At 65.4% G+C, this 23936-nt stretch carries 27 protein-coding genes, 1 other RNA gene and 1 other annotated feature; of the genes, 15 read left to right on the forward strand and 13 right to left on the reverse strand.

All coding sequences use genetic code 11. From position 1 onward, the window contains the following. The first annotated feature begins 76 nt into the window (after positions 1–76). Entirely contained in the window at positions 77–1006 is a 930-nt protein-coding gene (locus tag F9929_RS03360; protein ID WP_152045092.1) for a sulfite exporter TauE/SafE family protein, read from the forward strand. 41 nt (positions 1007–1047) lie between these two features. Continuing rightward, on the forward strand, positions 1048–1845 hold the full coding sequence (locus F9929_RS03365) for a TIGR02186 family protein (RefSeq protein WP_235918974.1): 798 nt from the start codon (positions 1048–1050) through the stop codon (positions 1843–1845). Here the strand turns inward: F9929_RS03365 and F9929_RS03370 are convergent. Beyond that, positions 1773–2615, reverse strand: a complete 843-nt coding sequence (locus F9929_RS03370) for a hypothetical protein (RefSeq protein WP_152045094.1) — start codon at positions 2613–2615, stop codon at positions 1773–1775. The two genes, F9929_RS03365 and F9929_RS03370, sit on opposite strands and share 73 nt — an antisense overlap. Positions 2616–2776: 161 nt before the next feature. Here F9929_RS03370 and F9929_RS03375 point away from each other — a divergent pair, with 161 nt between their 5' ends. Beyond that, on the forward strand, positions 2777–3298 hold the full coding sequence (locus F9929_RS03375) for a DUF3429 domain-containing protein (protein ID WP_193227590.1): 522 nt from the start codon (positions 2777–2779) through the stop codon (positions 3296–3298). A gap of 8 nt (positions 3299–3306) precedes the next feature. Here F9929_RS03375 and pdeM read toward each other — a convergent pair whose 3' ends face one another. Beyond that, positions 3307–4026, reverse strand: a complete 720-nt coding sequence (gene pdeM / locus F9929_RS03380) for a ligase-associated DNA damage response endonuclease PdeM (protein WP_152045096.1) — start codon at positions 4024–4026, stop codon at positions 3307–3309. 134 nt (positions 4027–4160) lie between these two features. Continuing rightward, positions 4161–4217 (forward strand) — a sequence feature (sul1 is cis-regulatory element that is thought to sense ions involved in sulfur or methionine metabolism; They are found in Alphaproteobacteria). A gap of 71 nt (positions 4218–4288) precedes the next feature. On the opposite strand from pdeM, the gene F9929_RS03385 reads away from it, so the two are divergent. The 3 genes from F9929_RS03385 to F9929_RS03395 all read left to right on the forward strand — a co-directional run bounded on the left by F9929_RS03385 (position 4289) and on the right by F9929_RS03395 (position 6428). Next, on the forward strand, positions 4289–5779 hold the full coding sequence (locus F9929_RS03385) for a SulP family inorganic anion transporter (RefSeq protein WP_152045097.1): 1491 nt from the start codon (positions 4289–4291) through the stop codon (positions 5777–5779). Positions 5780–5852: 73 nt separating this feature from the next. Then, on the forward strand, positions 5853–6122 hold the full coding sequence (locus F9929_RS03390; RefSeq protein WP_193227591.1) for a ribbon-helix-helix domain-containing protein: 270 nt from the start codon (positions 5853–5855) through the stop codon (positions 6120–6122). A 6-nt stretch (positions 6123–6128) separates the two neighbouring features. Further along, positions 6129–6428 (forward strand): type II toxin-antitoxin system RelE/ParE family toxin, encoded by a 300-nt coding sequence (locus F9929_RS03395; protein WP_152045099.1) that lies wholly within the window; start codon positions 6129–6131, stop codon positions 6426–6428. Between the two features lie 11 nt (positions 6429–6439). Here the strand turns inward: F9929_RS03395 and F9929_RS03400 are convergent, their stop codons facing one another. From F9929_RS03400 to F9929_RS03410, 3 genes are all read right to left on the reverse strand, one after another. Further along, complete coding sequence (locus tag F9929_RS03400; RefSeq protein WP_152045100.1) at positions 6440–9001, reverse strand: ligase-associated DNA damage response DEXH box helicase; 2562 nt, start codon at positions 8999–9001, stop codon at positions 6440–6442. A 40-nt stretch (positions 9002–9041) separates the two neighbouring features. Next, entirely contained in the window at positions 9042–9710 is a 669-nt protein-coding gene (locus F9929_RS03405; RefSeq protein ID WP_152045101.1) for a YitT family protein, read from the reverse strand. A 185-nt stretch (positions 9711–9895) separates the two neighbouring features. Further along, complete coding sequence (locus tag F9929_RS03410; RefSeq protein WP_152045102.1) at positions 9896–10789, reverse strand: class I SAM-dependent DNA methyltransferase; 894 nt, start codon at positions 10787–10789, stop codon at positions 9896–9898. A 141-nt stretch (positions 10790–10930) separates the two neighbouring features. Here F9929_RS03410 and F9929_RS03415 point away from each other — a divergent pair, with 141 nt between their 5' ends. Both F9929_RS03415 and F9929_RS03420 read left to right on the forward strand, forming a co-directional pair. Then, positions 10931–11719 carry an SDR family oxidoreductase gene (locus F9929_RS03415; RefSeq protein WP_152045103.1) on the forward strand — a complete coding sequence of 263 codons (789 nt, stop codon included), beginning with the start codon at positions 10931–10933 and terminating at the stop codon, positions 11717–11719. 12 nt (positions 11720–11731) lie between these two features. Then, positions 11732–12745 carry a ligase-associated DNA damage response exonuclease gene (locus F9929_RS03420; RefSeq protein WP_152045104.1) on the forward strand — a complete coding sequence of 338 codons (1014 nt, stop codon included), beginning with the start codon at positions 11732–11734 and terminating at the stop codon, positions 12743–12745. Positions 12746–12747: 2 nt separating this feature from the next. On the opposite strand, the gene F9929_RS03425 is transcribed toward F9929_RS03420, so the two are convergent. From F9929_RS03425 to gap, 3 genes are all read right to left on the reverse strand, one after another. After that, complete coding sequence (locus F9929_RS03425) at positions 12748–14619, reverse strand: potassium/proton antiporter (RefSeq protein ID WP_152045105.1); 1872 nt, start codon at positions 14617–14619, stop codon at positions 12748–12750. A 132-nt stretch (positions 14620–14751) separates the two neighbouring features. Beyond that, positions 14752–15318 carry a putative glycolipid-binding domain-containing protein gene (locus F9929_RS03430; RefSeq protein WP_152045106.1) on the reverse strand — a complete coding sequence of 189 codons (567 nt, stop codon included), beginning with the start codon at positions 15316–15318 and terminating at the stop codon, positions 14752–14754. Positions 15319–15322: 4 nt separating this feature from the next. Continuing rightward, a complete protein-coding gene (gap, locus tag F9929_RS03435; RefSeq protein WP_152045107.1) occupies positions 15323–16339 on the reverse strand; it encodes a type I glyceraldehyde-3-phosphate dehydrogenase in 1017 nt (338 codons plus the stop codon). A 252-nt stretch (positions 16340–16591) separates the two neighbouring features. Between gap and F9929_RS03440 the strand changes: the two genes are divergently transcribed. From F9929_RS03440 to ssrS, 3 genes are all read left to right on the forward strand, one after another. Then, complete coding sequence (locus F9929_RS03440) at positions 16592–16876, forward strand: DUF4164 domain-containing protein (RefSeq protein ID WP_152045108.1); 285 nt, start codon at positions 16592–16594, stop codon at positions 16874–16876. Next, entirely contained in the window at positions 16876–17238 is a 363-nt protein-coding gene (locus tag F9929_RS03445; RefSeq protein WP_152045109.1) for a cell division protein ZapA, read from the forward strand. Before F9929_RS03440 ends, F9929_RS03445 begins: the two co-directional genes overlap by 1 nt. A gap of 70 nt (positions 17239–17308) precedes the next feature. Further along, a non-coding RNA gene (gene ssrS / locus F9929_RS03450) (6S RNA) lies at positions 17309–17467 on the forward strand. Between the two features lie 21 nt (positions 17468–17488). Here the strand turns inward: ssrS and F9929_RS03455 are convergent. Then, positions 17489–17725 carry a ribbon-helix-helix domain-containing protein gene (locus tag F9929_RS03455; protein ID WP_152045110.1) on the reverse strand — a complete coding sequence of 79 codons (237 nt, stop codon included), beginning with the start codon at positions 17723–17725 and terminating at the stop codon, positions 17489–17491. A 169-nt stretch (positions 17726–17894) separates the two neighbouring features. On the opposite strand from F9929_RS03455, the gene F9929_RS03460 reads away from it, so the two are divergent. Then, on the forward strand, positions 17895–18404 hold the full coding sequence (locus F9929_RS03460; protein ID WP_407922196.1) for a 5-formyltetrahydrofolate cyclo-ligase: 510 nt from the start codon (positions 17895–17897) through the stop codon (positions 18402–18404). Here F9929_RS03460 and F9929_RS03465 read toward each other — a convergent pair. Continuing rightward, positions 18367–18942, reverse strand: a complete 576-nt coding sequence (locus F9929_RS03465) for a CAP domain-containing protein (RefSeq protein ID WP_152045112.1) — start codon at positions 18940–18942, stop codon at positions 18367–18369. The genes F9929_RS03460 and F9929_RS03465 overlap by 38 nt on opposite strands. A gap of 83 nt (positions 18943–19025) precedes the next feature. Between F9929_RS03465 and F9929_RS03470 the strand changes: the two genes are divergently transcribed. Both F9929_RS03470 and F9929_RS03475 read left to right on the forward strand, forming a co-directional pair. Continuing rightward, complete coding sequence (locus F9929_RS03470) at positions 19026–19640, forward strand: glutathione S-transferase family protein (protein WP_152045113.1); 615 nt, start codon at positions 19026–19028, stop codon at positions 19638–19640. Beyond that, complete coding sequence (locus F9929_RS03475; protein WP_152045114.1) at positions 19640–20464, forward strand: TIGR00282 family metallophosphoesterase; 825 nt, start codon at positions 19640–19642, stop codon at positions 20462–20464. The genes F9929_RS03470 and F9929_RS03475 overlap by 1 nt, the downstream gene beginning before the upstream one ends. A 2-nt stretch (positions 20465–20466) precedes the next feature. On the opposite strand, the gene F9929_RS03480 is transcribed toward F9929_RS03475, so the two are convergent. Next, positions 20467–21279 (reverse strand): MBL fold metallo-hydrolase, encoded by an 813-nt coding sequence (locus F9929_RS03480; protein ID WP_235918975.1) that lies wholly within the window; start codon positions 21277–21279, stop codon positions 20467–20469. Positions 21280–21444: 165 nt separating this feature from the next. On the opposite strand from F9929_RS03480, the gene F9929_RS03485 reads away from it, so the two are divergent. Further along, the gene (locus F9929_RS03485; RefSeq protein ID WP_152045115.1) at positions 21445–22194 is read left to right on the forward strand and encodes a YebC/PmpR family DNA-binding transcriptional regulator; all 750 of its coding nucleotides are present in this window, start codon (positions 21445–21447) and stop codon (positions 22192–22194) included. A gap of 7 nt (positions 22195–22201) precedes the next feature. On the opposite strand, the gene F9929_RS03490 is transcribed toward F9929_RS03485, so the two are convergent. After that, complete coding sequence (locus tag F9929_RS03490; protein ID WP_152045116.1) at positions 22202–22783, reverse strand: Uma2 family endonuclease; 582 nt, start codon at positions 22781–22783, stop codon at positions 22202–22204. 57 nt (positions 22784–22840) lie between these two features. Next, positions 22841–23893 carry a serine hydrolase domain-containing protein gene (locus F9929_RS03495; RefSeq protein WP_152045117.1) on the reverse strand — a complete coding sequence of 351 codons (1053 nt, stop codon included), beginning with the start codon at positions 23891–23893 and terminating at the stop codon, positions 22841–22843. Positions 23894–23936: the final 43 nt, after the last annotated feature.

Genomic DNA, 23936 nt, shown 5'->3' on the forward strand with positions numbered 1-23936 from the left:
ACGGCAAGCATGAAAAAAGGCGGTCCCAAGGGGCCGCCTTTTTGCTATGCAACAAAGACAGTCGGGATGTTGCCGCGTGAGCCTCTACCTTCCCATCGCCGAAATACCCGTGAACGTGCTGGTGATCATCGGCATGGGCGCCGCGGTCGGCTTCCTGTCCGGCATGTTCGGCGTCGGCGGCGGCTTCCTGATCACCCCGCTTCTGATCTTCTACAACATTCCCCCGGCGGTGGCGGTCGCGACCGGCGGCAACCAGGTCATCGCCTCGTCCTTTTCCGGCGCGCTCTTCCACTACAAGCGCGGTACGCTCGACGTGAAGCTCGGCACGGTGCTTCTGGCGGGAGGGGCGGTCGGCTCGGTGGCGGGCGTCGCGATCTTCACGCTGCTGCGACGATCGGGCCAGCTCGATCTCGCGGTGTCGCTTCTCTACGTCGCTTTTCTCGGCTCGATCGGCTTTCTGATGCTGACCGAAAGCCTGCACGCCATGCGCCGCACCAAGGCCGGCAGCCCAGCCGATCCGCGCCGGCCCGGCCACCACAACTGGATTCACCGCCTGCCGCTGAAGATGCGGTTCCAGCGCTCCAAGCTCTACGTGTCGGTGATCCCGGTGCTGGGCCTCGGCTTCGTGATCGGGGTTCTGGCGGCGGTGATGGGCGTCGGCGGCGGCTTCATCATGGTGCCGGCGATGATCTATCTTCTGCGCGTGCCGACGAATGTCGTGATCGGCACGTCCTTGTTCCAGATCATCTTCACGGCGGCGGTGACGACGGTGCTCCAGGCGGCGACCAACACCACGGTCGACGTCGTTCTGGCCTTTCTTCTGATGGTCGGGGGCGTCGCCGGGGCGCAGTTCGGCGCAAGGGCCGGGCAGCGGCTTCGCGGCGAGCAGCTTCGCGCGCTTCTGGCGCTTCTCGTTCTTTCCGTCTGCGGGCGGCTGGCGGTGGAACTCGTGATCTATCCGGGCGACATCTATTCGATCAGCCTGCCGAGCGGCGAGACGAACTGAGGATGCGGCGGCGGCGCTTTCTCGGCGGAGTTCTGGCTTCCGTGGCCTGTGTGGCTCTGGCCCCGCCGGTGGCGCGGGGGGAGGAACAACTCGCGCAGGCCGCCTCGGCGCAAGGAACCACCGGCCTGCCGGAAGCCTTCGAGATCGGCCTGTCGACGGAGGAGATCGTGATCGCCCCGGACTTCTCCGGCGCGCGGCTCGTGATCTTCGGCGTTCTCGACAACGCGGACGGGCGCATCCTGCGTCAGGGCGGCTACGACATCGTGGTGGCCCTCGAAGGGCCGCCGGTGCCGATCGTGGTGCGCGAAAAGGAGCGGACCCTCGGGCTCTGGATCAACAAGGGCTCGGAGCGCTTCGACACGGTGCCCGCGTCCTATTCGTTGGCGGCGACGCGGCGCTTGACCGATATCGCCTCCCCGCAAACGCTGTCCCAGCTTTCCGTCGGCATCGAGCACCTCCAGATGGCCAAGCTTCAGGCCGGGCGGAGCGCGCTCGCCAATCGCGACAAATATGCCGAGGCCGTCCGCCGCATCCGGGGCACGCGCGGGCTTTTCCGGGAAAGTTTCGGCACGGTGGAATTCGTCAGCGCCACCCTGTTTCGCGCCGAACTGGCGCTTCCGGCGGACCTTCCCGTCGGCCGCCATGTCGCCCGCGCCTTTCTGTTCCGCGAGGGCGTGTTCCTGCGCGAGCGCACCGATACGCTCTGGGTGGTGAAGTCGGGCTTCGAGAGCACGATCTCCAACTTCGCCCATCAGCACGGCGCGTTCTACGGCATCTTCGCCGTGTTTCTCGGCATCGCCACGGGCTGGCTCGGCCGCCTCATGTTCAAACGGGACTGACGAGCCGCTTTGTCGCTCACGTCGAACTTTCTGAAGAGCGGCATGGTGCTGCGCGATTCGGCCGCGATCATCGCCAGCGTCTCGTCCAGCGTGAAAGGCTTCAATGCGGGCGCGCTGGACGAGGACCTCTCGTGCCGTTCCTCGCCGATGCGCGAAAGAACGCCCCTGAATCCCCGCGACCAAGCCCAGGCCAGCGCCATGGTCGCGAGCACCACGAGAAGAGCGACTGCGAGGCCTGTCCAGGAGGAGGATGGCTCGAAACCTCCGGCTTCCCCGGAACGCGCGGGTTTCGTTGTCCCGGCTTCCATGGCGGAAGCGATGCGCTCCGCGCCGGCGACCTCGCTTGTCGCGAGCGCGATCTCCTTCGTCACGAGGCGATAGGTCATGGGCTGGTCGGCGAACCACAGATCGCTCAATCGCGTCGCCGCAGCATCCACGAGATCGCGGCCGTCCGCCGGCATCGGCGCCTCGTCCAGCGCGTAGAGTTCCTGGCGGACGGGCGGAAGGCTGGCTTGAAGCGCGTCGGAATGTTCCGCCGACAGGGTGAGGGCGGGATCGATCAGCGCGCGTCCGCTCAAGGCGGCAGGCAGGCCGCGCAGGCGCAACAGAACCGAGTCCAACGTTTGGCGGATCTCGAAAGGCTGGTCGATCCGGAACTCGGGCGGGGCGTGGTCGACCGGCATTTCGGCGATGTCCATGGCAGAGGGCACCCCGACCGTGGCGGCACAACAGATCACCATGCCCAATGTCGCCGACATCCACTTGGACATATGCCCATCCACCCGTATCGATGATTTGCTGGCTGTCCATGCCGCTCCCGGTCTTCAGATCGGGTGAAGCCAAAAGCTCGAATTCGATCGAAACCGGCGAGGGCCGGCTTGCCGGGACGAACTTCCGCGCAAGGTCACCTGCCGGAAGCAGGAGGTCGAGGATGAACGAAACGGGCAAGATCGAGACCGGCGATGGTCGGACCTGGAACCCGGACTTCTCCAAGCACCGGCCGACGCTCTGGGCGCTGGGGCTCGGCGGCCTCGTTCCCTTCGTCGTGCCGACGCTGCTTCTCCTTTATGCCGGCCGGGACTTCATCGCCTTCGACATGCTGGTCACGGCGATCGGCGGCTACAGCGCCGTGATCCTGTCCTTTCTCGGCGGCATCCGCTGGGGCTCCTCCTTGATGACGTCCGTGTCGGGGCGAGGAACTCTGATCCTGTCGATCTTGCCCGCGCTCGTCGGCTGGATTCTCCTGTTTCTGCCCGTTCCCTGGCTCTTCGCGGGCTTTGCCGCCGCCTTTCTCCTGCAAGGCGTCTGGGATGTTTTCGCTATCCAGCGCGGCGCGTTGCCGCTCTACTTCCGCAAGCTGCGCATCACCCTGACGGTGGTGGTCGTTCTCTGCGAACTCGCCTGCTTCTTCGCGACCTATGGGCCCGGCGCGACGCCGGGCGCAGCCGGATGACGCTGCGCTTAGCCGCGTGAGAGATTGGAGAAGCAAACGGGATAGATGCGCGCCGTGCCGATCACATAGGCCTTGGCGGAGGGGAGCTTGAAAAGGCCGGCAAAGGCGGTGTCGAGAACGTTGAGGCCGCCTGTGGTCACGCCGAAGCTCGGCATCACCATGCGCTCGCCATCGGTCGCAAAGCACGCACCGCGCGCGCTGCGCCCGTTTTTCGCGATGCGGGCCGCCGGATGGAGATGGCCCGCCACTTCGCCCGGCCGATGCGCCGCGCTCGGCTCATGCCGGAAATGAAGCGCGCCGACACTGACCTCCTCGCGGCTTTCGCCGCCGACGAGAGGAGGGGGCTCCGGGTCGTGGTTGCCGAGAATCCAGAGCCAGTCGCGGCCCGCCATCAAACCCACGAGCGTTTCGCGGAAGATGGCGGGCATGAAGGCCGCGCCGTGCCGGTCGTGGAACGAGTCGCCGAGGCAGATCACGGCGGAAGGCCGGTAGCGATCGAGCGCGACTGACAAAAGCGCCAGCGTCGCGGCGGTGTCGTAGGGCGGCATCATCATGCCGCGCCGCGCGAAGGCCGCGCCCTTTTCGAGGTGAAGGTCCGACACGACGAGGAGCGAATGGTCGGGCAGGAAAAGCGTGCCGGACGGGTCGCAGACCACCGCCTCGCCGTGAAGAACGGATTCGTGCGGTTCCGCCTCGGCGAGCCTCGATCGGCGAAGAATGGCATTCATGCGTGACGGCTTCGGACAGGGTCTCGTTTCGTTCGCATAGAATCATGCAATCGGGCAAAGGCAAGGCGTCTCCAGCGCTTTCGCCGGAGGGCCTCTTGACGCAGGCTCCGCCGCCGCGCCATCTTTCGCCCGCACAAGGACCGGCCGTCTTCGGCCGGTGGCTACGCCGGGCGCCCATCCCTCGGCCACTCCGTAGACCGGCACGACGCAAGTGCTGCCCGAACTTCGGTTCAAGGCGCGCGGGCCGTATTCTGGACCATCCATGCAAGCCTTCTCCCGCTCCGAGCTCCGTTCGGAATGGTTCGGCACTGTCCGAGCCGATTTGCTGTCCGGCCTCGTGGTCGCGCTCGCCCTTATCCCCGAAGCCATCGCCTTCTCGCTGATCGCGGGCGTCGATCCCAAGATCGGCCTTTACGCGTCCTTCTCCATCGCGGTCCTGACGGCGATCTTCGGCGGCCGGCCCGCGATGATCTCGGCGGCGACCGCCGCGACCGCCGTCCTGATGGTGACGCTGGTGCGCGACCACGGCCTCCAATATCTCTTCGCCGCGACGATCCTCGCGGGGCTCATCCAGATGCTTTGCGGCGTTTGCCGGCTCGGCGATCTGATGCGTTTCGTGTCGAAATCCGTGATGACCGGCTTCGTGAACGCGCTGGCGATCCTGATCTTTCTGGCCCAGCTTCCCGAACTGACCAACGTGACGCCGGTGACTTATGTTCTCGTCGCAGCCGCGCTCGCCATCATCTACGGGCTGCCGCGCCTCACCAAAGCCGTGCCGTCGCCGCTCGTGTCCATCGCCATCCTGACCGCGCTCGTGTGGTTCGCCGGGATCGATGTCAGAACCGTCGGCGATATGGGCGAGCTCCCCTCGACGCTGCCGACATTCCTTTTTCCCGACGTGCCCCTGAACTTCGAAACCCTGGGAATCATCCTGCCCTATTCGATCGGCATCGCGCTGGTCGGCCTTCTGGAATCCCTGATGACCGCCAATGTCATCGACGATTTCACCGATACGGGCTCGAACAAGAACCGCGAATGCGTCGGCCAGGGCGTCGCCAACTTCGCCACCGGTTTTCTGGGCGGGATGGCGGGCTGCGCGATGATCGGGCAGTCGGGCATCAACGTGCGCTCCGGCGGGCGCGGTCGCCTGTCCTGCTTCGCGGCGGGCGTGTTTCTCTTGATCCTCGTGGTCGGGCTCGGCGATCTCGTGCGCATCATCCCGATGCCGGCGCTGGTCGCGGTGATGATCATGGTCTCGATCGGCACGTTCGACTGGAACTCGCTGCGCAATCTCGTGTCTCATCCGCGCCGCTCGTCCGTGGTGATGCTGGCGACGGTGGTGATCGTGGTGTGGACGCACAACCTCGCGCTCGGCGTCTTCGCGGGCGTCCTTCTGTCCGGCCTGTTCTTCGCCTCCAAGATCGCGCAGATCTTCCGCGTGACCTCGGCCTTGTCGGGCGATGGCCGCGAGCGGCGCTACATGGTGGAAGGCCAGATCTTCTTCGCCTCCGCCGGCCAGTTCGTGGATGCCATCGACTTCCGCGAAACGGTGGAGCGCGTGGTGATCGATGTCGGCGGCGCCCATATCTGGGACCTCACCGGCGTCGCGGCTCTCGACAAGGCGGTCCTTCGTTTGCGGAAAGCGGGTCGGGAAGTCGAGATCGTGGGCATGAACGAAGCCTCGCGCACGATCGTCGATAAGCTGACGGTGCAGAACCGCAAGGATGCGTTGGAGTTGGAAGTGGGGCACTGAAGGGGGGGCGGCGGCTGGTCTCCGCTCTCGCTTCGATCTAGATTGGCGAAACAACCCGTCGGTGAGGTGTTCGATGGCCGGTGCGAGACAACTCAGGGTCGATCTCGACGATGACCAGTACGAGGCTGTCGTTTCGGCAGTTGAGAGCGGGGCGTATGCTTCCACCAGCGAGGTGATCGTCGCGGCTCTGTCCGAATGGCAGACCCAGCGGTTTATCGACAATATCGGTGTCGAACGCTTGCGGGAGTTATGGGACGAGGGTCTCGCCAGTGGTCCCTCTGTTCCTTTCGATCCCGAAGAGATCAAACGCAGGGCCCGTGAGGAATTCGAGAAAGGGCGCTGATCGGCGATGACGGAGTCTCGTCCGATCAGGGTTCTTCGACGAGCTGAAATCGATCTGGCCGGCATCTGGAAATTTGTGGCGCAGGATAATCCGAAGGCGGCGGATCGGGTGATAAGCTTCATCACGGATCAGATCGCACGGCTTTCTTATTTCCCGAATATCGGCAAATTGCGCGACGATATCCGGCCAGGTTTCAGGCTTCTTACGGCAGAGCCTTATGCCGTGTTGTTTCGCGTCACCGACGAGGCCGTGGAAATCGTTCGTGTTGTCCATGGGGCACGCGACTTGACGAAGCTGAGGCTCTGAAGCTTCGATCCTCACCGTAGATAATTCGACCGAAAATCCGTCACCTCGCCGAGCGCCTTGATCATGTCCTCGGCGTCCATGGCCTCGGCGAGCAACTCGTCGCGCGCTTCGCCTTCGATCCGCTCGCGGCCGGCTTCCAGCATGATGGGTACGGCGAGGGGCGAGATTTCCTCGAGATCCTTGTGCAGGATGTGGTGGCGGATGCGGGCGAGGAGGTCGGACACGCGGCGCACGTCGAGAAGGCCGGTGGCCGCGTCCGCCCAGGTCGCGCGTAGGAGGATGTGGTCCGGCTCGTGGGCACGAAGCACGTCGTACACGAGGTCGGACGACACCGTCACCTGCCGCCCGGTCTTCTCGCGCCCCGGCTGGTTCTTCTGGACGAGCCCGGCGATCACCGCGCATTGGCGGAAGGTGCGCTTCAGGAGCCATGAATCGGCCATCCAGGCTTCCAGGTCGTCGCCCAGCATGTCCTCGTCGAAGAGGTCTTCAAGAACGAGGCGACCATCGGCGATCATCGCGCCGAGGTCCCCAATGCCCCAGATCGACAGGGCGTAGTCGGTGGCGACGAAGCCGAGCGGCTTGGCGCGCGCCCGCTCCAGCCGGCGCGTCAGGAGCATGCCGAGCGTCTGGTGCGCCATGCGGCCTTCGAACGGATAAGCCACCATGAAGAAGCGGTTGCCGTTCGGAAAGGTCTCGATCAGCATCTCGTCCGCTCGGGGAATCGCGGACTTCGTCTTCTGGATCGCCAGCCAGTCGCCGACCTGGGAAGGCAGGCTCCCCCATTGCGCCGGGTCGCCCAGCATCTCGCGGATGCGGGCGGCCAGAAACGTCGTCATCGGAAACTTCTGGCCGCCGTAATAGGGAACCTTGGCTTCCTCGCCCTTGGTCTTGGTGACGAGGCATTCCATCTCGTGGATGCCCTCGAAGCGCACGACATGGCCGGAGAACAGGAAGGTGTCGCCGGGCGACAGGGTTTCGAGGAAGTTCTCCTCGATCTTGCCGAGCACCATGCCGCCGCGCTTCACGGTCGCTTTCGTGCGCGCCGAGACCATGCGGACGAGCAGCGTTTCCGACTCGATGATCGTGCCGGCATTCATGCGGTAGCCTTGCGCGACGGAAGGGTGCGTCACGCGCCAGGTGCCGTCTTCCGTCAGCCGGATCTTGGCGTAGCGCTCGTAGACGCGTAGCGAGTAGCCGCCGGTCGCGACGAAATCCACGACGCGGTCGAAGGTGTCGCGGTCGAGCTTGGCATAGGGCGAGGCGGCGGTCACTTCCGCGAAAAGGTCGTCGGCGCGGAAGGGCGCAGCGCAGGCCATGCCGAGGACGTGCTGGGCGAGAACATCGAGGCAGCCCTCGCGCATCGGCGGAGAGTCCTGCGCGCCCAGATAATTCGCGTCGAGCGCCGCCTGGCATTCCATCACCTCGAAGCGGTTGGCCGGCACGAGGATGGCCTTTGAGGGCTCGTCCATGCGGTGGTTGGCGCGGCCGATCCGCTGCGCGAGACGGGAAGCGCCCTTCGGCGCGCCGACATGCACCACGAGATCGACGTCACCCCAGTCGATGCCGAGATCGAGAGTGGAGGTCGCGACAACGGCGCGCAATTCGTTCGCCGCCATGGCCGCTTCCACGCGCCGCCGCTGCCCGACATCGAGCGAGCCGTGATGGAGCGCGATCGGCAGTGTTTCCTCGTTGATGCGCCAAAGCTCCTGAAACAGAAGCTCGGCCTGGGAGCGGGTGTTGACGAAGAGGAGCGTCGTGCGGTGCCCCTTGATGGAATCGTAGATCTCCGGCATCGCGTAGCGCGCCATGTGGCCCTGCCAGGGCACGCGCTCGCGGCTTTTCAGGATGGTGATCTCGGGCTTGGCGCCGCCTTCAACGGTGACGAGTTCCGACAAGGCCTCCTCGCCGGGGGGCTGCGCCACCAGCCAAGCGCGAAGCTCGTCCGGGTCCGAGACCGTCGCGGAAAGACCGACCGTGCGAAGATCGGGACGCAGCTTCCGGAGCCGCGCGAGGCCGAGCGCCAGAAGATGGCCGCGCTTGGAAGCGACGAGCGAATGAAGCTCGTCGAAGATCACGGTGGACAGGTCGGAAAAGAAGTTCTCGGCGTCCGGCGTCGAGATGAGGAGCGCCAGTTGCTCGGGCGTCGTCAGAAGGATGTCGGGCGGCGTCAGCTTCTGGCGCTGGCGGCGCGACTGCGAGGTGTCGCCGGTGCGACTTTCCATGGTGATGCCGAGGCCCATCTCGCCGACCGGCCCCATGAGGTTGCGCTGGATGTCGGTGGCGAGCGCCTTCAAGGGCGAGATGTAGAGCGTGTGGACGCCGGGCGGCCGCGTGCCGGGCTTGCGACGCGGACGGCGCGCCAGGTCGATCAGCGAGGGCAGGAAACCGGCGAGCGTCTTGCCGGCGCCGGTCGGGGCGATCAGAAGAACCGACGCGCCGCTTTCAGCCTTTTCCAGAAGGTCGAGCTGGTGCGGGCGGGGCGCCCAGCCCTTTTTCGCGAACCATTCGGCAAAGCGCGGTGGCAGTGCTGCGGCGAGGGCATCTTGCGGGGGAAGGTCGAGGGCGAGCGTCACTCCGTGTCAGGTAAGACTCAGGTGCCGCTTCGCCAATGACTCAGGTCGCGAGATAGCGGTCGGTGCGGTGGTTGATCGCAAGGAAGAGGTTGAGCACCAGCGCGCCGAGGAGCGAATACAGCACCGCGCGCGGCGACACGGCGGCAAAGGCCGACAGGAACACCAGGATGTCGACGCCGAGTTGCGTCAGCCCCGCGCGCCAGCCGAAACGGTCCTGGCAATAAACGGCGACAATGCCGACGCCGCCGACCGAGGAGCGGTGGCGGAAAAGGGCGAGAAGCCCGAAGCCGATCATCAGCCCGCCCAGCACCGCGCCCGTCAGCGGCTGGACATAGGCGAAGGACAGAAGGCTCGGGGAAACGGCGGTGAAGACGGAAAGGCAGAGCACGGCGCAGGCGGTCTTGACCGTGAAGGCGCGGCCCATGCGCCCGATCGCGAGAAGGTAGAAGGGCAGGTTCAGGACAAAGAAGACGAGGCCGAAATTCCAGCCCGTCAGGTAGTGGATCACGAAGGCGAAGCCCGCCATGCCGCTGGTCAGGAAGCCGAGCGAGTTGAGGATGGCGATGCCGACGGCGGTCAGCGCGACCCCCGCCAGGATGCCGAGCGCGTCTTCCCACGGGCTGTGGCGCGTCGGGGTCGCCGCCCAATGGCCGAAGCGATGCGCCTTGGCGGTGGTCTCGGCTTCGAGGCGGTCTGAATCGGCTTGCATGTTCGTCTTCATGGCGTGGGCAACAGCTTGCAAAGGCCGGATGCGTCGGTAGCGTGGACGTCTCAGTAGTCCCTCATCCTGAGCTTGTCGAAGGATCGAGGGGCGCTTGGCATCGACGCCCCCACGTCACCCTCGCCCTTCGACAAGCTCAGGATGAGGGTGAGGCAGATGTTCGGGGAAGCGCCTTATCGCGTCGCCACGAAAATCCAGCCCTCCACCGGCTCGCCGCGATCCTCGCGCAAGTCGACCTTGCCGCGATGGAGAAGGTCGAAACCGGCTTCTTCCAGAAGCATCGCCACCGCATCGCCCGAATGGGCGTAGCGCATGGTTTCGCGTAAGGCGTAAGGCTCGGGCCCCGTATGGGCTTCCACCGTGAAGGCGAGGAGGCCGTTTGTGGCAAGCCAAATGTGCGCCTTGACGAAAACCGGGGCGAGGTCGCCGACATAGTTCAGGACATCGGCCGCCGAAACGAGATCGAAGCTGCCGGTTGGCGCGTCGAAGCCGAGAATGTCGGCCTCGTGCAACTCGTCATAGACGTTCTTTGCCCGCGCCTTCGCCAGCATCTTCGGCGAAAGGTCGAGGCCGACGAGGCGTTCGGCGCGAGGGCGCAGCAACTCGCCCATGAGACCCGTGCCGCAGCCGAGATCGAGCGCGGCCGCGAACCGGCTGGCAGGAAGGGCGTCGAGCAGGAGTTCGGGCGCGCGGTAATGCAGCTTGTCGCGCAACTGGCGCTCGAAGCGGTCGGCATATTGGTCGAAGAGACCGCGCACGAAGGGGGCGGGGAGGGTGCCCGGCAGATCGCCGAGGCCCATCGCGGCGAGCTTGGCGCGGGCGCCGAGGGAGTCGTTCTCGTCCAGTGATGCTGCGCGGCTGAGGGCTTCTCCCGCGGCCTCCCGCTCGCCTGCCTTGTCGAGATAATTGCCGAGCGCCGCCCAGCCGGCGGCCCATTCCGGCGCGAGTTCGAGGGCTTGGCGCATCAGATCGGCGGCGGCCGCGAAGTCGCCGTCCTCGGCATAGCCCTTGGCATAGTCGGCGCGGCGCGCGGCCTGGGGATCGAGGGGAATGTTGCCTGTCTGCATGGGGATCGCCTATGCGCGCCGCAGCGTTGCCTGACAAGCGCCGGCGCGCCGATCTTTCCCGATGCCGGATGGCTCATATGTTCCGCCCATCGAACACGCCGCCGGATGCGGCGGTTTCCATGCGAAGCGGGACGAAGAGCCATGCGGATCTCCGGCAACACCATTCTCGTCACGGGCGGCAATTCCGGCATCGGCCGTGCCTTCGCCGAGGAGTTCCATCGTCGCGGCAACAAGGTGATCGTCTCCGGCCGCAATAAGGAAACGCTGGACGAGGTGGCGAAGGCTACGCCCGGCATCGAGGCGATCCGCCTCGACATCGCGGACGGCGCGTCGATTTCCACCTTCGCCAAGGACCTCCTCCAGCGCTTCCCCGAACTCGATACGGTCGTCCACATGGCGGGCATCATGCAAAACGAGAAGTTCGGTGCAGGCTCCACGCTGGAGGCCGCCGAGGCGACGATCGCGACCAACCTCCTCGGCCCCATCCGCCTGAGCGACGCGCTCCTCCCCCATCTTCTGTCGCGTCCTCGCGCGGCGATCCTCACCGTCACCTCGGGCCTTGCCTATCTGCCGCTCGCGATGACGCCGACCTATTGCGCGACGAAGGCGGCGATCCATTCATGGACCGAGAGCCTGCGCTACCAGTTGCGGGACCGTCCGGTGGACGTGATCGAGATCGTGCCCCCCTATGTGCGGACGGGCCTGATGGGTGAGCGGCAGGCGCAGGACCCGAACGCGATGCCGTTGGAGGCCTATGTCGCCGAAACCTTCCAGATTTTGGAAAAGGAGCCGGACGCCAAGGAGATCCTCGTGGAAGCGGTGAAGCCGCTGCGGTTCGCGCAGGCCAATGGCGACTACGACGCCTTCTTCCTGAAGCGGAACGAGGCGATGATGGCGGCGCGCAGGGCGGAATGGGACAAGATCGGCTAGACCCCAAAACTCATGCCGCGTTTCGAGGACCTTCTTCGCCCGACGCCCAAGGGGCTCTACTGCCCGCCCGGCGACTTCTATATCGACCCGGTGCGGCCGGTGGAGCGGGCGCTCGTCACCCATGGCCATGCCGACCACGCGAGGCCCGGCAACGAGAGCGTTCTGGCGACGAGCCAGACGCTCGACATCATGGCGATCCGTTATGGCGAGGAGTTCTGCCAACGGCGGCAGGTGGCCGAGCTCGGCGAAGTGATCCGCATCGGCGAGGTGTCGGTGTCCTTCCATCCGGCCGGCCACGTTCTCGGCTCGGCGCAGATCGCGGTGGAGATGGGCGGCACGCGCATCGTCGCGTCGGGCGACTACAAGCGCCGGCTCGATCCCACCTGCCTGCCCTTCGAGCCGGTGCCCTGCGACGTTTTCATCACGGAGGCGACCTTCGCGCTGCCGGTTTTCCGCCACCCGGATTCGTCGGAGGAAGTGCGTCGCCTCATCCATTCCACCGAGCAGTTTCCGGCGCGCGCCCATCTCGTCGGCGCTTATGCGCTCGGCAAGGCGCAGCGGGTGATCCGGCTCCTGCGCGACGAGGGTTACGACAAGCCGATCTTCATCCATGGTGCGCTGAAGAAGCTCTGCGACTATTACGAGACTCAAGGAATCGACCTCGGCGAGCTTCGCCCGGCGACGCGCGAAGGCGGGGCAAAGGCTGATTTCGCGGGCGCCATCGTCGTCGGCCCGCCCTCGGCCTTCGCCGACAAATGGGCGCGGCGCTTTCCCGACCCCGTGTCGTGCTTCGCGTCCGGCTGGATGCGCGTGCGCCAAAGGGCGCGCCAGCGCGGCGTGGAACTGCCCTTGATCCTGTCGGACCATTGCGACTGGGACGAGTTGACCGAGACCATCGACGAGCTTCGCCCGCAGGAAGTCTGGGTCACCCACGGGCGCGAGGAAGCGCTGGTGCGCTGGTGCGAGCTTCGCCAGATCCGCGCCCGCCCGCTGCATCTCGTCGGCTACGAGGACGAGGCGGAATAGCCTTATCCCGGCCGTGCCAGATCGCTTTCCATGTTGGCCGGCACACCCGTTTGGTCGGCGGACGCCTTTTCGGGCGCGGCCGTGGCCGGTTTCTCGCGCCGCAGATGCCGCCACCAGCCGCGGATGCTGAGGAAGAGCGGGATTTCCGGTGCCCTGGCGGGTTCGGGATCGAGGGCGAGGCCGAGTTCGGTGATCGTGCCGTCGTCGGCCGTGTCGCGCACGATGAGTTCGATGGGGCCGATCGGCAGGCGGTCGCCATATTCCGCCCGGCCGCCGAGACGCTCGGTCATGTATTCGCCGATCGGGCGGTCGCACGCCTTCTCGTCCACCTCGATATCGTAGGCGGCGGCGAGAAAGCGCATGGGGCGCTTGGGGTCGACTGGAAAATCGCCGAAGAACTCGGTGTCCTCAGGTTCCAGTTCAACCGGGCTGGCGAAAAGCCGGTCGAGAAGGCGCGGATAGCGCGAATGGATGAACAGATAAACGTAGTCGTTCGCCTGAAGCCTTCCTGCATATTGGAAGCGCATGGACTGACCGTTGCGGATGATGAGCGACGGGCGCGCCCAGCGCGGCAGGCGCTGCCCGAGCGTCACGGGGCTGCCCGCCACCACGCGGTAGGACAGAAGCTCGTGATTGGCCGCGCCCGGAAGCTCCAGTTCGACCTTCTCCACCGGGCCGATCTTCTTCGGCACGATCAGGGATAGGCGGCGCGCCACGAAGCCGATGGTCCAGCCCTGCAGGAGAAGCGAGGCGATGACCACGATAAAGGCGGTGTTGAACAGAACGCGGTTCTGGTCGAGATCGCTGATGAGCGGCACGATGGCGAGAAGGATCGAGACCGAACCGCGAAGGCCGACCCATGAGATGAAGGCGGCTTCGCGCGAGGAGAAGTCGAAAGGCAACATGCAGAACCACACCGCCACCGGCCGCGCGACGAAGATGAGCACGAAGGCCAGCGCCAAGGCGGGGAGGGCGATCTCGCCGAATTGCGAGGGCGTCGCCAGAAGCCCGAGCACGAGGAACATGATGATCTGCGCGAGCCAGGTGACGCCGTCGGTGAACTGGCGCAGAGTCGGGCCGGAGCGGATGCGGCTGTTGCCGACCACAAGGCCCGCGACATAGGTCGCGAGGAACCCGCTGCCGTCCACGACGCCCGTCGCCGCGAAAAGCAGAAGCGCGAGCGTCAGCGTGAAGATCGGCACGAGACCGCGCTCCAGCTTCAGGCGGTTGAGCAGCCAGCCGATCACCCAGCCGCCGGCGAGCCCCGCCACGAGGCCGAGCCCCATCTGGCGAAGGAAAAGCACGAGGACATGGTAGTCGATGGCCCCGGCATCGCCGCCTTCGCGCAGGATTTCCACGAGGGTGATAGTGAGGAAGATCGCCATCGGATCGTTCGATCCCGATTCCACTTCCAGCGTCGAGCGCACCCGGTCGCGCACGTTGATGCCGCCGATGCGCAGGAGAAAAAACACGGCGGCCGCGTCCGTGGAGCCGACGATGGCGCCGAGAAGCACGCCCTTCAGCATCGACACGCCGAGAATGTAATGCGCGGCGAGGCCGAAGATGGCGGCGGTGATGGGAACGCCGAGGGTCGCCAGCGTCAAAGCCGGTCCGGCCGACTGCCGGAAGGCCGCGAAGGGCGTGCCGATGCCGGAATCGAAGAGGATGATGGCGAGCGCCACCGAGCCGATGAAATAAGCGAGGCCCGCATTGTCGAAATGGAGGCCGAGCCCGTCCTCGCCGGCAAGAAGGCCGACGCCCAGGAACAACAACAGAAGGGGCGCGCCGAAGCGGGCCGCCAGCAAGCTGGAAAAGGCAGCCACCAGCACGAGGATCGTGCCGATCAGGATGCCGAGATACATGGATTCCAGCATGTTGTTCCGCGTCGCCCCTTCGAAGCCATCCCGCCATGGCCCCTTCGACGGAATCACTCAACCGTCAGGATGGTTTCGTCGAAAGGCAGTCGGGCGGAATGGAGGCGGCGAACGGAAAAACCGCGCGGGCGCTCAGATGCGCTGGAAGAGCGTCGGATAATCCAGAACGAGGCCGTCCTCGTCGAGCGGCAACTCGGCCGTGAAGGAACGGTCGGACGCCTCGTAGCGGTAGAGCCTGCCGTCCTCGATGGCGGTGTAACGCTGGCGGTCGACGCGCGGGCTGAACGTGTCGAAGGGCACGTAGACCATCGCGAGTTCCTGAGGACCGTGCTCGACCAGGAGCCCGCGGCGACGGATCGGCAGGGTGTTGGTGAAGGGCGTCGCGGCCAGATCGATATCGACGCAGCCGTCGAAGGCGGGGAGGGGCTGGTTCTGATTGTCGAGCCAGCGGCCGGGTTCCGGCGAGCGCATGAGGATGCCGCGCCCGTCCGCCGAACTCACCCCGAATTCCACGGTGCGCCAGTTCTCATCGAGAAGCACGAGGTAGCGCACCCCGTAGTGCACGCCGCCGCGCTCTCCGATGACGGCGGCGCTCGCCATGACTCCGCCCGGCACGGGGCGGAGGTCGAGATGTTCCAGCCCCTCGGCCTCGACCGAACGCCAGCGGACGGTGCGGGGCTGGAGGGGCCGGAAGCTCATGGCGTCAGGAAGCCTTCGCGAAGGCGACGGCCGTGTCGCACATGCGGTTCGAGAAGCCCCACTCGTTGTCGTACCAGGAGAGGATGCGCACGAAGTTGCCGTCCATAACCTTCACCTGGTCCATGTGGAAGACCGAGGAATGCGGGTCGTGGTTGAAGTCCGAGGAGACGTTCGGAGCGTCCGTGTAGCCGAGGATGCCCTTCAACGGGCCGTCGGCGGCGGCGCGAATGGCGTTCTGCACTTCCTCCACGGTGGTGTTGCGCTTGGACACGAACTTGAAGTCCACGACCGAAACGTTCGGCGTCGGCACGCGGATGGAAACGCCGTCGAGACGGCCTTTCAGTTCCGGCAGCACCAGCGCCACGGCCTTCGCCGCCCCGGTGGTGGTCGGGATCATGGACAAGGCCGCCGCACGGGCGCGGTAGAGGTCCTTGTGCATGGTGTCGAGCGTCGGCTGGTCGCCCGTATAGGAGTGGATCGTCGTCATGAAGCCCTTGTCGATGCCGATGGCCTCGTGGAGGACCTTGGCGACCGGGGCAAGGCAGTTGGTGGTGCAGGATGCGTTGGAGATGATCTTGTCGTTGGCGTTCAGCGTGTCGTGGTTCACGCCGTAGACGATGGTCTTCTCGCCCTGGCTGGGGTTCGTCAGCGGGCCGGACACGAGCACCTTCTTGGCGCCGGCTTCCAGATGCAGACCCGCCTTGGCCGGATCGGTGAAGATGCCGGTGCATTCGAACACGATGTCGATGTTCTCGGCGCCCCAGGGCAGGTTCTTCGGGTCGCGCTCGGCATGGACCTTCATCGGGCCGCGGCCGACATCGATCGTGTCGCCTTCGACCTTCACCGGCCCCGGGAAGCGGCCATGCACCGAATCGAAGCGGATGAGATGGGCATTGGTTTCGACGGGGCCGAGATCGTTGATCGACACGACTTCGAGGTCGGTCCGGCCGGACTCGATGATGGCCCTGAGGACGTTGCGGCCGATGCGGCCGAAACCGTTGATTGCCACGCGCACAGTCATTCTCGCATCTCCTCGAAGGGGCGATCGAATTTCGAAGCGGGCACGGCGAAGGCCGGCCATCGCGTGCCCGGTTCTAGCCGTTTTCGGCCGCGCGTAAAGCCGCCCCCAGCCTGGTTTTCGTTTCAAACCGGTTCGCAAGAACGGGGAGAGGTCGTGCCCGATGCGTTTGGCAGTTGAAAGCGGCCGGCAAATGCCGCAAGGCTCGGGCTCTTGCATCCGTTTCTTCGACCTCAACGCGAGGCTCGCCGCCGCATGTCGTCCGACACATCCCTGCAAAAGGCCAATGCGAGGCTGGAAGCCTCGTTGAAGCGCCTGGAAGCCGCCATCGACGTGCAGTCGGAGCGCGAAGGCATCGTCAGCGGCGTGGAGGAGGAGATTCAGCGCATGACCGCCGATCGCGGCCGGCTGGCCGGCGATCTCGACGCGGCCCTAGTCAAGGCCGAGCGGCTGGAACACACGAATCGCGAAGTTTCCCGTCGTCTCGTTTCCGCGATGGAAACGATCCGCAGCGTCCTCGAACGCCGAAAGGACGCCTGATGCCGCAGGTCATCGTATCCATCGACGGCAAGACCTTCCGCATGGCCTGCGCGGAAGGAGAGGAAGCCCATCTCACGGGCCTCGCGGCGGATGTCGACGCACGCGTCATCGAGCTTCGCAAGAGCTTCGGCGAGATCGGCGACCAGCGCCTTGTGGTCATGGCCGCCATCATGGCGACAGACGAACTGGCCGAACAACGCCGCCGCGTCGCCGCGCTCGAACAAACGCTGGCCGAAACGGAGCGGGCGCGGCAGGACGCGATCCGCCGGGCGGAAGCGGGCGACGAGCGGCTGGTGGCCCATATCGACGCGATCTCGGAAGCGATCGAGCGCGCCACGTCCCGGCTCGACGGGCGCGGCTAAAAAGCTCGCGCGCCGATATTCCCGCATGGGGCTCTGGCGCCGACCGGCCGGGGGCCTTATGTTCTGCCTCGGCGGGCTGCGCGGTGCGACAGGGATAACATATTCCCCGGGGCCTTACGCATCCCTGAGGGAGCTGTCCCTGACCTGGCCCGTGGGCCGGGACACACGGCGCCCACCTACTTTGTAGGTTCCCGGGATCGACATTCTCATCGGCCGAGGTGGCTCGCCACTCCCTCGCAAAGCCAAGGTCTCACGGCCCGGTCTTGGGATCGCCGGGTTCGCTCGAGACGTTTTCCAGCGGTTCGCCTTCCGTTTCCATGGCCTCCAGGATCTTCTCTTCGATCAGGGCGTCCTCGCGGTCCAGCGCCTGCATGGCTTCCTGAATGACCTCGCTCGGCGAGGCATAGCGGCCGGACGCCATCCGTTCCTCCAGAAGCTCCTGTTGTTCTCCGAGGTCGACGGTGACCTTCTTGTGCTCGGTCGTCATGTCCGGTGCTCCATACCAACTTGCCAAGGCGGGTGCGAACCGGTCAGGATCGAAACCCGGCGGCATCGAGCGCGCTCGATCCACTGAACAATAAGGCAGGACGCGAATGCCCGGTTCCCCTGACGTCAAGTCGCGGTTGAGGACGGAGGCGCTGGGGAGGCGCGACGCGATGGGCGAGGCCGCCCGGATCGAGGCGGGGATGGCCATTGTGGCGCGCCTCGAAGGACTGCGCTTCAATGGCCCCATAGTTGCATCGGGCTACCTGCCCATTCACTCGGAGATCGATATCCGGCCATCCATGCAGCATTTGGCTCGGCGTGGCGCCCGTCTATGCCTGCCCGCGATCGTCAAAGGCGAACTCGAATTCCGCGAGTTCCGCGAAGGGGCGTCCTTGGAGCCACAGGGATTTGGTACCTATGCGCCGGGACCGCAGGAAGCCATCTTGAAACCCTGGCTCATGCTCGTGCCGCTCGCCGCCTTCGACCGGCGCTGCCACCGGATCGGCTATGGTCGCGGCTATTACGACCGCGCTATCGCCAAGCTGCGCGCGAAGGGACTGACCCCTTTGACGATCGGCACCGCGTTTGCGGTTCAGGAAGTGGAGCGCGTGCCCGACGAGCCTCACGATGTCGCGCTTGATTTCATCGTGACGGAATCCGAAGTCCTCCGAAACTCATGACCGGCGAGCCGTCGGCGCCGACCAGCGCGTCGGGCCGGCCTTCGCGCGGTCGCCCGAAGATCTGCGTCCAGAAGATGCGGCCCGTTTCCTTCTGGCGAACGGCGGCGAAGCCCGCTTCCGTGACCTTCGGGTCGAGGAGGTTGCGCCGATGGCCGGGCGAATCCTCCCAGCCCTTCATCGCCACGTCGAAATTCGGCTGGCCGCGCGCGATGTTCTCGGACGCCGTCGCGAAGGGATAGCCGAAGCGTTTGATGCGCTGGGGAAGGGGGCCGTCGACATAGTGGTCCATGTCGTTCTTGGCGGCCATGGCGCGCGACTGCGCTTCGGCCGCCGCCACAAGGCGCGGTTCCGTCTTCAAAGGCGACAGTCCGTTCTCGGCGCGAAAGACGTTCACTGTGCGAAGAGCCGCGTCCTGGTCGAGAAGAACCGCATCCGTCGGGCGCGGCGGTTCTGGCGCCATCACTTCCATGATCGACGTGCAGGCGTTCAAAGCCATGGCGAAACCGACGACCGGCAACGCTCGGAAATATCTCTTCATGCGCAATCGTCCCCTCGACCGTGACACCCCTTCGCGGTCGCGCTAGGTCTTTCGGGCCGATTTGAGTCGGAGGCAAGGCGAAGATGATCGAACTCTACACCTGGACCACGCCCAACGGCGAAAAGCCGGTCATCATGCTGGAGGAGATCGGCATCCCCTACGAGATGGCGCTGGTCGACATCACGGCCGGCGTCCAGAAACAGGCCGCCTTTCTGGAGATCAATCCGAACGGCCGCATTCCCGCGATCTCGGACGAGGGGCAGCGCATCTTCGAATCTGGCGCGATCCTTCTTCATCTCGCCGAGAAGACCGGCAAGCTGATGCCCAAAAGCGGCCGCGACCGGGCCGAGGCCTTGTCCTGGACCTTCTTTCAGGTCGGCGGCACCGGGCCGATGATCGGCCAGCTCCACCATTTCCGCAACGCGCCGGAACAGATCCCCTATGCGCTGAAGCGCTACGAGGACGAGTCGCGGCGACTGCTCGGCGTTCTGGAATCCCGCCTTCAGCGCAACGAATGGCTGGCCGGCGATTATTCCGTCGCCGACATCATGAACTGGTCCTGGGCGCGCTCGGGGCTCGATGCGGTGGACGGGCGCGAGACATTTCCGATGCTGACGGCCTGGGTGGACAAGATCGCGGCGCGTCCCGCCGTGATCCGCGCCCTCGACAAGCTGAAAGCCAAGAAGGCCGAGCTCTGATGCGCTTCCTGTTTCTGGGCGATCTCGTCGGGCGATCCGGCCGCACCGCCGTCTTCGACCGACTGCCCGGCCTCGTTTCGGATTTCCGGCTCGATTTCGTCGTGGTGAACGGGGAGAACGCCGCCGGCGGATTCGGCATCACGGAAGAGATCTTCGAGGCGGCGCGCGAAGCCGGCGCGGACGTGGTGACCACCGGCAACCACGTCTGGGACCAGCGTGAGGCGCTGGAGTTCTCCACCCGCCACGACCGTTTCCTGCGCCCCGCCAACTTCCCGCCCGGCACGCCCGGCTTCGGTTCCGGGCTCTTCGAAGCGCGCAACGGCGCGCGCGTTCTCGTCGCCAACGTCATGGGCCGCGCCTTCATGAGCCCCGACCTCGACGATCCCTTCCGCTGCGCGTCCGACATCGTCGGCAACTGTCCGCTCGGCGTCGCGGCCGATGCCGTGATCTTCGACTTCCACGCGGAAGCCACGAGCGAGAAGCAATGCTTCGGGCATTTCCTCGACGGGCGGGCGAGTGTCGTGATCGGCACCCATACCCATGTGCCGACCGCCGACCACCAGATCCTGCCCGGCGGCACGGCCTACCAGTCGGATGCCGGCATGTGCGGCGACTACGATTCCTCGCTCGGCATGGAAAAGGAGGAGCCGCTCAACCGTTTCGTCACCAAGGTGCCGCGCGGGCGCTTCGAGGCGGCGCAGGGGCCGGCGACCATCTGCGGGCTGGCGGTGGAGATTTCCGACCGCACCGGCCTTGCCGAAAAGGTCGCGCCGCTGCGGCTCGGCCCACGGCTGGAGGAAACGACGCCTTCCTTCTGGAACTAAAGTCAGACGCCATCCAACAGGACGACGGTCGGTTTTCTCGGCAGGCTCTTCATGGACACCACGAGCGTCGGCCCTTGCCGGCGCTCCACCGCGAAATCGGGCAGTTGCGCGAGGAAGCGGTCCATCCGCCCCCGGAAATTGTGCATCGGCAGGACGACGCGCGAGCGCAAACGCATGACCATGTCCGCCATGCCTTCCTGGCTCATGGTCCAGGACCCGTCCACGGGCACCATCACCACGTCGAGCCGGCCGATATCGGCGAACTGCGCGTCCGTCAGCTTCTCGTGGAGATGCCCGAGATGACCGATGCAAAGCCCCGCCGTTTCGAACACGAAGATCGAGTTGGCGTCCTTCTCCATGCCGCCGCCCCAGTCGCGAATGTCGCTCGGCACGTTGCGGATGTAGACATCGTCCACCGTGACGTGGTGCTCGGCCTTGCCGCCTTCCGGGTTCCAGCCGCGCAGCACATGCTCGATGCCGGGATCGGGATTGTTGGTAAAATGGGTGGAATGCGCCTTGTTCATGGTGACGATGCGGGGCACCGAGCCGCTGTTGTAGCCGGAATAGTCCGTTTCGATGGTGACGCCCGCCGGGCTCTCGATCCGGTAGGTCGAATGGTGGACGAAGGTGATGCGCACCTCGCCGCTGTCCCGCGCCGCCAACCGCGTCGGCGCTTCGCCCTTCAACGAAACGAACGTCGCTTTCGGCAGGCTTTGGGCGACGGCATGGCAGGTGCTCGGCATCTCCTGCGCGAAACTCGCGGGGCTCCACAACAGACCGAGCGCGGCGAGAAGCATCGACGGCAAGAGTTTCACGGCTGAACCCCGACGATTGGCGACGAACGGAGCCTAGCCTCCCCGCGATCGATCCCGGCATCATTTTCTCGGCATCGCCGGATCGGACGCCGTTCTGGACGGCACGATGACGATTTTTTATATGAGCGGCACGTTTCGACGGATCAGCTCAAACTAAGGTGCCTCATGGCCGGCCATTCACAGTTCAAGAACATCATGCATCGCAAGGGCCGGCAGGACTCGATGCGCTCGAAGCTCTTCTCCAAGCTCGCGCGCGAGATCACGGTCGCCGCCAAGTCCGGCATGGCGGACCCGGCGATGAACCCGCGCCTGCGCCTTGCCGTCAACAACGCCAAGGCCGAGTCCATGCCGAAGGACAATATCGACCGGGCGATCAAGAAGGCAGTCGGCGGCGATACGGAAAACTACGACGAGGTGCGCTACGAGGGCTACGGGCCGGGCGGCGTCGCGGTGATCGTGGAAGCGCTCACCGACAACCGCAACCGCACCGCCTCCAACGTGCGCTCCTACTTCACGAAATCCGGCGGCGCGCTCGGCGAAACGGGCTCGGTCTCCTTCATGTTCGACCATGTCGGCGAGATCGTCTACGGCACGAAGGCCGGTGACGCCGACAAGGTGATGGAAGCGGCGATCGAGGCGGGCGCGGACGACGTGGCAAGCGACGAGGACGGCCACCGCATCTACACCGCCTTCGAGGATCTCGGCGAGGTCTCGGCCGCGCTGGAAAAGTCGCTGGGCGAGGCGTCCAGCGTGAAAGCCATCTGGCGCCCGCAGACCGGCACGCCCTTGGACGAGGAAAAGGCGCAGAGCATTCTGAAGCTCGTCGGCAATCTCGACGAGGATGACGACGTGCAGAACGTCTACGCCAATTTCGAGATCGACGACGCCATCATGGCCAAGCTCTCGGCGGCTTGAAGCGCGATCAAAGAATAGTCTGGAGACCGGTGCCGCGATAAACGTCGATTAAGGCGAGTTCGGCATCGATCTCCGGCAAGTGAACACGTTCCGAAGCACCGCTGACATTGGTGGATTGCCACCAACCGTCGGTCAACCTCCAGACGATCACCTCGACGCTCTCGGAGGCAACGAGGAGAACGACGCGGACCGACGGGTTCTTCTTGTATTCCTCGACCTTGATCAACCGGTCGAACCGCATCGTCGATGGCGACAACACCTCGATAACGACGCGGGGCTCGCCGGCCTCGGTCTCGCTGTCGGCTGCGGATTGGCAATCCACGACGATGTCGGGCCTGCGGATGTTTTGGTTGGCGTTTCGCACCGCGATGTCGTCCGTGTGCGGCTGGCAAGGCTTGTCGCGAAGTTGCTGATCGAGCGCCGACAGGATGTTGATCGTGATCCGGTCGTGCCGACGCGAGGCACCCGTCATCCCCTTGGGCGTCAAAACGGGCAGGCCGTTCACAAGCTCGTAATTGACGTCCTGCTGGGCCTGCCAGACGAAGAATTCGTCCGGCGTCATGTGCTTCAGAACTCGAGCTTCGCTCATTCCGGACTCCTGTGAGGCCGGTTCTAATCTATGCCGATGAGCCGACGATGAGAAGCCTTACGCGGGCGGTTGCCGGCCTGCCTCGGCCTCCGAGATGATCGACGCGACGAGGCCGTGCAGCGCTTCCTTATAGCCGTTGCGGGCGGATGGCCCGCCTTCGTCCGAGGTCATCGCGACGGTCAAGGCCAGATCGGGCACGACATAGATCATCTGCCCGCCATAGCCCCAGCCGTAATGCACCTCGTGCCCGGCAAGCCGAATGCCGAACCAGCCATAGCCGTAGTCGTCGCCGGACCAGCGCGTGGTGGTGCGCTTCACGAAGCTTTCGCGCACCCAAGTTTCCGGCACGATCTGCTTTCCATCGGGTGTCCGACCGCCGTTCCGGTAAAGTTCGCCGAACCGGTAGAGCGATTTCGGCGTCATCGCCATCTGGTTGCCGCCGAGATAGATGCCTTGCGGGTCACGCTCCCAGGAAGCGATCGCGACCCCCGCCGGCCCCAGCCATTCGCGCGCGAGCGCCAGCGTCGACTTGCCGCTCGTCTTTGTGAGGATGGCGGACAGAAGATGGGGCGATCCGGTGGAATAAAGCATCTCGCCGCCGGGGTCGGTGACCATCGGCCGGGCCAGCGCCGCGCGCACCCAGTGGCGGCTGGAGATCCACGCGCCGTAGTTCGGGCCGGAGGTCCGGTCGAGCCCGGCCTGCATGGACAGGAGATGGCCGATCGTGATGTCCCGGATGCGAGGATCGGCGTCCTTCGGCAACCGGTCGGCAAGGATCGGCGCGATGCGCTGGTCGACCCCTTCGAGGATGCCCTTGTCGATCGCGATGCCGACAAGCGCCGACACCACGGATTTCGAGGCTGACTTGATGTTGGTCGAGCGCGCGGTGGAGGTGCCGTGGAAACCCTCTTCCGCCAGCACCTCGCCGTTTCGCCCAATGATCAGGCTGTTCAAGGATTGCAGGCTGCGCGCTCGGCCGACGACATCCGCGAACGGCACTTGCCGAGTTGCCTGCGGTGCCGAAGCCTCCTGCGCCAAGCCGGGAATAACTATCCCGAACGAGACTGCGAAAACCGACATGGTCACGGCAAGGGAGCGAGGCGATATCATCTGGAATATTTAATGCCTTCCGAAGGCTTGGCGAAGGTCGCTC

The organism is Aureimonas psammosilenae (genome assembly GCF_009176975.1).
In the GTDB taxonomy this organism is placed as follows: Bacteria; Pseudomonadota; Alphaproteobacteria; order Rhizobiales; family Rhizobiaceae; genus Plantimonas; species Plantimonas psammosilenae.